1 protein-coding gene is annotated in these 695 nt (G+C 47.5%); it reads left to right on the top strand.

The features are described 5' to 3' along the window. Positions 1–61 precede the first annotated feature (61 nt). Positions 62–695 (top strand): transposase (locus H6A27_RS14475; protein WP_204509196.1); only part of this gene is annotated, 634 nt, incomplete at its 3' end.

Here is a 695-nt window from a genome sequence, read left to right as displayed (position 1 = left end):
GTTCACTTTCCACTCTTTCCCGTATCTTGTATGCAGAATATAATCTTCATACAATACGACTATGGCAGGAAAAAGTAAGAATATGAGCCAGATCAAACAACTTCTTCTACTAAAGAAGAGCGGAATCTCCAACCGCAAGGCTGCCGATATAATCGGCATGAACAAGGAGACAGTGAACAACTACATGAACAAGGTCAACGCTGACAGCCTGAGCCTTGATGAACTTATCAGGTTGGATAATCCCATTCTTGAGCACCATCTCAAGGGCGGCAATCCTGCATATAGCGACAAGCGTTTTGAAACATTCAAAGCCCTTCTTCCATATCTTCAGGAGGAGATGAAGCGCAAGCATGTCACGCTGAAGCTGCTTTGGGAGGAATACCGTAATGAGCATCCGGATGACCACTACAGCCTGACACAGTTCCGTTTTCATTACAATCAGAACACAGAGGCCAGGAAGGAGTCGCCATCCACCATACTTGCCGACATGCGTACGGGCGGCGAAAAGCTTTTCCTCGATTTTGCCGGTGATACTATGGGATACGTTGACATGGAAACCGGTGAGGTCGTCCAGTGTCAGGCTTTTGTAGCCACTCTGCCTGCAAGCGACTACGGTTATATCCTCTTCGTACGTTCACAGCGCACAGAAGACTTTGTATATGCCATAACGCAGTGCCTGAAACATCTTGGCGGCG

It is taken from the genome of Bacteroides caecigallinarum (assembly GCF_016902295.1).
GTDB lineage: Bacteria > Bacteroidota > Bacteroidia > Bacteroidales > Bacteroidaceae > Phocaeicola > Phocaeicola caecigallinarum_A.
The sequence above is the reverse complement of the archived record's forward strand: the minus strand, read 5'-3'. Positions and strand labels throughout refer to the sequence as shown.